General features: G+C 55.2%; 6 protein-coding genes. 5 read left to right on the top strand and 1 reads right to left on the bottom strand.

What is annotated here, in order from left to right; all coding sequences use genetic code 11:
- Positions 1 to 209 precede the first annotated feature (209 nt).
- Positions 210 to 821 carry a glycerol-3-phosphate 1-O-acyltransferase PlsY gene (gene plsY, locus PHC90_10190; GenBank protein ID MDD3846715.1) on the top strand — a complete coding sequence of 204 codons (612 nt, stop codon included), beginning with the start codon at positions 210 to 212 and terminating at the stop codon, positions 819 to 821.
- 64 nt (positions 822 to 885) lie between these two features.
- Here the strand turns inward: plsY and PHC90_10185 are convergent, their stop codons facing one another.
- Complete coding sequence (locus PHC90_10185) at positions 886 to 2,631, bottom strand: adenine deaminase C-terminal domain-containing protein (GenBank protein MDD3846714.1); 1,746 nt, start codon at positions 2,629 to 2,631, stop codon at positions 886 to 888.
- A 117-nt stretch (positions 2,632 to 2,748) separates the two neighbouring features.
- On the opposite strand from PHC90_10185, the gene PHC90_10180 reads away from it, so the two are divergent.
- The 4 genes from PHC90_10180 (at position 2,749) to PHC90_10165 (ending at position 8,636) form a co-directional block, all read left to right on the top strand.
- Entirely contained in the window at positions 2,749 to 3,996 is a 1,248-nt protein-coding gene (locus PHC90_10180; GenBank protein ID MDD3846713.1) for an MFS transporter, read from the top strand.
- Between the two features lie 139 nt (positions 3,997 to 4,135).
- Positions 4,136 to 5,872: an adenine deaminase C-terminal domain-containing protein gene (locus PHC90_10175; GenBank protein ID MDD3846712.1), complete on the top strand. Its 1,737-nt coding sequence runs from the start codon at positions 4,136 to 4,138 to the stop codon at positions 5,870 to 5,872.
- Positions 5,869 to 8,040 (top strand): PBP1A family penicillin-binding protein, encoded by a 2,172-nt coding sequence (locus tag PHC90_10170; protein MDD3846711.1) that lies wholly within the window; start codon positions 5,869 to 5,871, stop codon positions 8,038 to 8,040. The genes PHC90_10175 and PHC90_10170 overlap by 4 nt, the downstream gene beginning before the upstream one ends.
- Before the next feature lie 44 nt (positions 8,041 to 8,084).
- Complete coding sequence (locus PHC90_10165) at positions 8,085 to 8,636, top strand: hypothetical protein (GenBank protein MDD3846710.1); 552 nt, start codon at positions 8,085 to 8,087, stop codon at positions 8,634 to 8,636.
- The last annotated feature ends 5 nt before the right edge of the window (positions 8,637 to 8,641 follow it).

Below are 8,641 nucleotides of genomic sequence, written 5' to 3'. Positions count from 1 at the left end.
CGAGGGATTTTAAGTCCCTTGCGTCTACCTATTCCGCCACCCAGGCACCCAATCTTTATAATAGCAAACTGCCGAAATTGTCAACAGGAAGACGGCTCGAAAAGCCCGAACCGTAAGGATGGCTGCAGGAGCCGTTGCCGGCCGTCTTTCTTGTTTGACAGAGACCCGATCTTTCGCTTATTCTTTCTCTTGTGCTCCCCGACCAGCTAATGAACCCGTTGATAAACCCGTTATTGGTCGTCTTTGCCTATCTTATTGGCTCCATACCGGTGGGGGTCATCCTTGGGAGATTGAAGGGTGTCGATCCCAGGAAGACGGGCAGCGGCAACATCGGGGCCACGAACGTTATGCGCGCGGCCGGCAAGAAACTGGGGATCATCACGCTCCTGTGCGACGCCGCCAAGGGCTACCTGCCGGTTGCCCTGGCTATGGCCCTTGACGTACCAGAGTATGTTATCGCTCTGGTGGGGCTCATGGCGTTCCTGGGCCACGTCTTTCCTGTCTTCCTGAGGTTCAGGGGAGGGAAGGGTGTCGCCACCGCGCTTGGTGTCTATCTTGGCATCAGCCCCGTGACCATCTTCCTGGCTTTTGTTGCCTTTATCGTCATCTTTGCCATATGGCGCTATGTATCGCTGGCATCCATCATCGGGGCGGTAGTAGTGCCCATCGGCCTCTACCTCGTCAAGGCCCCCTGTGCGTTTGTCGGCATGGCGAGCCTTATCACCCTCTTTGTCATTCTCCGCCACAAGGACAACATCTCCCGCCTGATAAAGGGCACGGAAAACAAATTGTCCTTCTCGGGCACCTCAAAGAACAGATGAAAGATTAAGGTCTTTTGTCTTTTTTACACTGGAACATTTGAACTCTAAAACACTGAAACCGTCTCTAATCAACAAAGAGCGGAACCAGTCGCCGGTTCTTGATGTCTGCGAGGCCCTTGTCGGTGATGCGCAGAAAGGGGAGGCCCGAGAAGGGTATGGTCTGAGTGGTCAGGAAGGGGCGTTCGAGGGTGATGCCTATCTCACGGACCTTTCGTTCCATTTCCGTTGTCCTGTCGGCTATCTCGTCGATGGTGCCGATGGGCATGGTTCCGAAGACGGGCATAGGGAACTCAAAAATCACTTCACCGTCCTTGACAATGACCGTTCCGCCCTGGATGTCTATGAGCCTGTTCACGGCTTTAGCCATGTCCTCTTCGGAGCTTCCGATGGTGAGGATGTTGCCCGTGTCCCAGATGAGCGTTGTAGCTATGGCGCCGTTCTTGATGCCGATGCCGGTGATGAAACCCTTACCCCGCTGCGCGCCGTCGTAGCGGTTGATGACCGAAACGGGGATGATATCACGGACCAGATCCTTTTCCAGATAGCCGTCGTGCACGGAGGGTGTCCATGCCATCTCTTCGGTGATGGTCTGATTGACGACCTTGATGACCCGTACCGTTTTTGAGCTGCCGTCCGCCCTGACCCTGAGGTCGTCGGCGGTACATTTGCCGGCTTCTATACTATGGCGAACCGCTTCGGGATAGACATGAGGGGCTATCTCCTTGATGAAATGCCCGTTTTCGAAGACCATTTCACCGTTGGCCATGACATGTCGTACCGTCACATCGCTGAGATCTTCAAGAAAAAGGATGTCGGCATAGCGCAGCGGCGCTATGGCGCCGAGGTGCCTCAGGCCGTAATAATCCGCGGGATTGATGGTGGCCATCTTTATCGCATCGATGGGTTTGAATCCGTAGGATATGGCCGTGCGCACGATCGAATCGAGGTAGCCGTCCTCCTTGAGCATGACGGCGTCGAAGACATCCGAGGTCAGGATGAGCCTTCGTGTGTCGATGTCCATATCCTTCAATCGTGAAAGCTCGGGGAGTTCTTTGCGAACGAAGCCCTGCCGTATCATGATGGTGAGGCCGAGGCGGAGCTTCTCGATGACCTCATCCACCGTTACCGATTCGTGGCAGGAAGTGATGCCCGTAAGGACGTATTGTATGAGCCTTTTCGCGTGTGCTCCGGCCGCGTGGCCATCGAGCTTCTTGTTGGCGTTGATGGCGCTGGCCGCCTGTTTCAGGACGCGCGGGTCCCCCTCGACAATACGGGTCCAGTATGCCTCGCCTATGGCGAGGACGTCCTCTCGCTTGAGGAATCGAACGAACTCCTTGAGGGTCAGGCCCCTGGACCCCTCCATCTCCGGAAAAGGAGGTGTCAGCGGGGGAGCGAGAAAAAAGCACCGCACCGGGTAGCCTTTCGTGCTCTCTGTGAAGGCGGTGACGCCTTCCATGCCGCAGGCGCACGCAACGGCGCTCGTCTCCGATACCACCGTGGTCGTTCCGCCCCGGACGGCCCAGGGAACGAGGGCATAGAAGGGATAGAGGCTGTCGACGTGGGTGTGGGAGTCGATGAATCCGGGGCAAAGATATGCGCCCTTTGCGTCTACGACCTTTCGCGGTCGGTAACCGGCTGCTTTTCCATCCTCCTCGACAGAGGCGATGAAGCCGTCTTTGATAATGATAGTGGAACCTTCATCAACGCTGTTTGTAAAGACGTTGATGATCTTCCCGTTGACGATAACCACATCGGGCCTTGTCTTGCCTTTGACGACGTCGAGAAGCTTTTTTAGAGTGCTGGGTTTCATTACGTTGCGTTCCGGTTCTTCCCGGTAGAATGTCTCTATTTTACTTGAAAAGCATGCCTGTTGCAAAGTATTGTTGTAGGTATTTCACTATCCTTTGCGATGTAGGGGAGTTGCAGAGTGGACCGTCACAGGCGGTATCTTTTCCTTATTCTCGCGGCACAATACCTGGTTGTCTATTTTCACCGCGTGTTACCCGCCGTGGTGGCCCAGGACCTGGTCGCCAGCTTCAATATATCGGCAACGGCCCTTGGCGTGCTCGCATCGGCGTACTTCTATTCCTATGCCGCGATGCAGATCCCCGTCGGGATCCTCTCAGATTCGTGGGGGCCCAAGAAGACCATCGTTCTCTTCAGCCTGATTGCGGCATTGGGCGCCATAGGGTTCGGTCTGGCTCCGTATTTCGGTCTTGCCGTCGCGGCGCGCTCTCTTGTGGGATTGGGGCTTGCCGCCGTCTTTGTGTCATCCATGAGGATCTTCGGTCTCTGGTTCAGAGGGGCTCAACTGGCACGGGTCGCGGGTGCTCTGATGGCCGTGGGCGGCATTGGATGGTTCTCCGCGACAACGCCTCTCGCCATTCTTTCCGAGATGGTCGGATGGAGGTCGGCGGTCGTGATCGTCGGGGTCATCTCTCTTGCGGTCATCTTTCTCATATGGAAATTTGTCGAGGATTCTCCGGAAGAGAAGGGATTGCCGCCCGTCGTCGGAGCCGGTGAGGCCCTCGCGGGAAGACGTGATGTGCTCAAGGACCTGAAGGTGATCCTAAAGAACAAGCATTTCTGGAGCATAGCGATCTGGTTCATTATGAGGGGAGGCGCGCTTTTCGGTTTTTTCGGTCTTTGGGCCGGGCCATACCTGACGGATGTCTACGGATTCAGCAAAGGCGCCGCCGGCAACATCCTCTCCATGATAGCCTTCGCAATGATCTTTGTGAGCCCCGTCATCGGCCACCTCTCGGACAGGACCTTGAAAAGCCGGAAGAAGATCCTCGTGTGGTCGTCGGCCCTCAATGTCCTGTGCTTTGCCTGCGCCCTCTTCTTTTTCGACCGCCTCAAAATGGTGGAGCTCTATGTGCTCTTCTTTTTTATGGGTGTTACGATCAGTTCCGTTGGTACCGTGGCGATAGTGACCACAAAGGAGCTTTTCCGCGATGAGATCGCCGGCACATCCATGGGCATGATCAACGTTTTTCCTTTCATCGGGGCCATCATTTTCCAGCCGCTGATGGGCTACGTCCTGGACAGGGCAGGCAACTCAGGCGGCACCTACCCCCTTTTCGCCTACAGGCAGATGCTATGGATATACTTCATCACCAGTATCGTGGCGCTCATCAGCATCATGAGGTGCAAGGAAACCTTTAATGGATAGTTTCAGGTTCCGTGTTTCGGGAGAATGCAGACTTTTGCCTGAAACCTGAGACCGTCTTCGAATTCCTTGCCAAAGAAGGGGTTTTTGGGCTAGATTGAAACATACTTTAGAGAAAGACTATCACCGGGATACAGTTTGAATGATTGAAAAGACATTGCAGGATTTGAAGGCCCTTGTGGCTGTTGCAGGCTCCGATCGGGCACCGGATGTTGTCATACAGGGCGGATCCGTCTTCGACGTGTTCACCGGGGAGACCTTCCCCGGCGATCTGTGGGTTTGCGGCAGCTGGATAGCCTACGTTGGTGAAAAGAAAGCGAAGATATCCGAAGAAACGAAGGTTGTCGACGCGAGCGGTCTCATTGCTGTTCCCGGCTACATAGACGCCCACGGGCACGTGGACATGTTCTATAACCCGGCAACATTTTCCGATGTGGCTGTAGCGAAAGGGACGACGACGGTCTTTTCTGACAGTCACGACCTTATCAGTTGTATCGGGCCGAAAGGGTTCGTGGAGGTCCTCAGATCGGCGCGAGGCTTCAATATGAAGTATCTCTGGGGCGTGCCCGCCACATATCCGCCCTATCCGGAGGTGGAGGGCGGGGAGATGTTTTCCATCTACGACATCTGGAGCCTTTTTTCCCGGTATCCGGAATGCGCCTCCGTCAGTGAGGTTTCATCGTACCTCAGGATAATCAGGAACGAGGATGAGATACTTGAAAGGATGCTCCTCGCCCGTTCTCTGGGGAAGAACGTGGAGGGGCATACGCTTGGCGCTTCCTATGACCGTCTGAACGCCCTTGTGGCGGCGGGCATCACATCATGCCATGAATCGATCCGCCCCGCCGATCTCAAGAACCGCATCCGGCTGGGGCTCTATACGATGGTTCGCCACAGTTCCATCAGGAGCGATCTCGAAGATCTGTGTCCCGCCATCAATGCCCTGCCAAACGATTCCATTATTCTCGTCTCCGACGGCATCTTCGCGGATGCCCTTATGGGCAAGGGATACATGGACCATATCGTGAGCGAGGCCGTCCGTTTTGGACTGAGACCGCGTGATGCGATCAGAATGGCCACCATCAACCCGGCGCGGTATTTCAAGGTGGATTCCGCCGTTGGCAGCCTGACTCCTGGCAGGATAGCGGACGTACTCCTTCTTGAAAGCCTGGAGAGGCCTTCGCCGGTTACAGTCTTTGAGCGCGGGACCCTTGCCGCCGAGGCGGGCGTGCTTGCAAGGGAGCCGTCGCCTCAGCTTGAGGTCGGGGTGGAATTCTACCCCTATGCCTTTTCGTCCGTCGAAGCCGCCGAATTTGTCATAGAACGGCTGAATATGGAGAGGGTCCCCGTTATCGACATCGTCGACCGCACCGTCACCAGACGTATGGACCTGGCCTTGCCGCGGGTCGGAAACAGCATACTTCCCGACCGGCAAGGCGATGTTCGCAAGATCCTTTACACACGCAGGGAGCAGAAGAGATGGGGACAGGGATTCCTTCATGGCTTCGGGGCCCGTTGCGGCGGCGTTGCGTCCACGGTGGCCCACGAGACACACGGCCTTCTGGTTCATGGTTTCGACGACGATGACATGGCCCTCGCCGCGAACACCGTGCTCGCTATGAAAGGGGGTATCGTCATCGTCGACGGGGGGAAGGTTCTCCATGCTTTGCGCCTCCCTCTTGGTGCCATCATGTCCCGTTTACCCCTGCCCGAATTGGACCGTGCTCTCCGGAAACTGGTCGACCTGCTGCACTCCCTCGGAAACACCCTCGATGATCCCCTCTGGACCATGGGGTTTCTCCCCTTCACCTCCATCGTTGAACTGAGGATCACCGTCTCGGGCACATACGATGTCAGAAAAGGGTCGATAGTGTTTTGAAGAAAAAGAATAAGAAAGGGAGGAAGAGGTCGCCGGGAAAGCTGTATAAGTATCTGCTGGTTCTCCTCATCGTGTCGGCGGCGCTCTTTATTACGGCTTTTATCTTCTATATTGTCAACGATATCCCCTCCGTCATAGCCCTGAAGGATCTCAAGAACAAACCGGTCAGCAGCATTTATGACGTGAAGGATGAGCTTACGTATCTTTTAGTGCCCGACAACAGGGTCTTCGTCCCCTACAAAAGGATACCCAAACATGTCAGGGAGGCCTTTCTGGCGGCAGAGGACGCCGACTTTTTCAAACATGGCGGCGTCGATCCCATGGGCATCCTGAGGGCGTTCATCAAGAACGTGGTCTATGGCAGGATGGCTCAGGGAGGAAGCACTATCACCCAGCAGGTCATCAAGTCCTTGCTTTTGGGTCCCGAAAAGAGCCTTAACCGGAAGATACGTGAGGCTATCCTTGCATACAAACTGGAAAACTATCTCAGCAAGAAAGATATCCTGAATCTCTACCTCAACAATATCTATATGGGACATGGCGTTTACGGAGTCGAGGCCGCGTCCCAGGTGTATTTCGGAAAGCACGTCTCGAACATAACACCCGCCGAGGCGGCCTTGCTGGCGGGCATTGTGCAGGCGCCTTCCCGTTACACACCGAAGCGGCATCCCGGGAACGCACGCTTGAGGCAGGAATACGTCATCGAGCAGATGGTGGAAAAGAAGTTCATCACCGAGAAGGCGAAACTGGCAATGCTCAAGGAAAGGGTGAACATCAGGGAGGATGACGGCGTTTTTTCCGACAGCTACTATAAGGACCATATATTCCGGTACATCGAAGCGCGCTACGGCAAGGGAGTCCTTTCCAGGAAAGGCCTGAGGATATACGCGGCCGTAGACAGAGAGATGCAGAAGCTCGCCGAGGATGCGATAAAGAGAGGCCTTGCGCTCTATGAGCAGAGAAAGGGTCAATACACGGTCCTCTACCGCATGGAACGGAGAAAATGGGATGATTTCAGGCGGGCGGAAGAGCGCGACCACAAACTCCTGCCCGTGAGTAAGGGAAAGACCTGTCATCTTCTCATATCAGAGAGGATAAAGGAAGGATATACGGTATTTGTCGGCGAGCAGAAGGCCATCCTCAAGATGGATTCCCATCCCTTCAAGCCCGGTGACGTGGTGAAAGGGCTCTGCACCGGGGGAGACAAGAAAAAAGTCCTTCATTTCGAGCCCACGCGTTCATTAAAGGTCGAAGGGGCCCTCGTAAGTCTCGACGTGAATTCAGGGTATGTCTATGCTATTGTTGGGGGAAGGGATTTCGAAAAGAGCCCCTATAACAGGGCTACGGTGGCCAAGGTCCAGGCGGGCAGCGCCTTTAAGCCTTTCATATATGTCACGGCTCTCAAGAATGGGTACACGCCTGATTCCGTGCTCCGTGATGAACCGAAGACCTACTCGACGGGCATGGGCAGATCATGGACGCCGAGAAACTATGACGGCAAGTATTCGGGAGAGATATCCATGCGCGACGCCGTCGCTTATTCAAAGAACGCGGCAACGGTCAGGCTCCTCGAGGAAATAGGTATTCCCGCCGTCAAGGAGACCATCAGGGACATCGGCATAGAGGCGGAGGTCGAAGACAACCTTTCCATTGCCCTCGGATCGTCGAACATCACTCTCCTGGAGCTGGTGAAGGGATTTGCCGCCTTTGCGAATGGAGGCAGCCGCATAAAGCCAATATTCATCAGGAAGATCGTGGACCAGAATGGTACCGTCCTTGAAGAGAATGTTGTTCAGAAGGAGAGGGCCCTGACCGAGGAGGTGGCGTCATCAATGAATATCCTTTTGAAGGGTCCGGTGCAGTATGGCACAGCCAAGGGCGTCTCCAATATGGGATATCCCGTGGCAGGCAAAACGGGAACGACGAGCAATTACTATGATGCCCTGTTTGTGGGCTACTCACCCCATGTTGCTACCGGTGTGTGGGTGGGTTTTGACGCGAGAACGTCGCTGGGAAAGGGAGAGAGCGGCGCACGGGTGTGTCTGCCCATATGGATGACCTTCATGGGTTCGGCCCTGAGACGTTTTCCCGCCGATGATTTTCCCGAGGTCTCCACGGTGCCGTCGAGTTTAATGGGAGAACCGAGCTCCCCGAACAATCCCTATTAATGGAGCGGTATATGGCAATAAGGAAGAATATACAAGGAGAGATCATGAAAAGAAGGGGAATGCTTTTGAAGAGTCTCATCGCGGCGTTCATCGTTCTCGCCGTATCGATGACGTGCATGGCGCAGACGAAGACCCAGCCGCGGCCTGAGGACCAACCCAGGGAGCAGTCGAAGGAGCAACCCGGGGAGCAGTCCAAGGATCGACGGCAGTGGAAGATGTATATGGAAGGTGAAACGAGAAGGTATTATTTCGACCCCGCCAGCGTTCAGAAGCTCGACAAACGCATCGTCAAGGTATGGGAGCGAATAACGCAACCGGACGACGATGGTGCAGAGATAGAGAAGCTCGAGAGCCTCATAGAGCTCGATTGCGGGTCCAGCAAGTACCGCATTGTCGCCTCAAGGGAATACGACGCAGCCAAACCAGCGCAAAAACCCGAGCTCCGTACGGAAAACGGTCCCTGGACCTACTTTTCTCTGGATACGATCCTGGGAATACTATACGACAACGTCTGTTACCCAAGCACCACGCCGCCGGGAGCTGCCCCCAGCCCGCCGCCGGAGAAGCCAAAAGCGCCGCCGACATTCAAGAGATAGCGCCT

The sequence above is a fragment of the Syntrophorhabdaceae bacterium genome (genome assembly GCA_028698615.1).
Lineage (GTDB): Bacteria > Desulfobacterota > Syntrophorhabdia > Syntrophorhabdales > Syntrophorhabdaceae > Delta-02.
The sequence above is the reverse complement of the archived record's forward strand: the minus strand, read 5'-3'. Positions and strand labels throughout refer to the sequence as shown.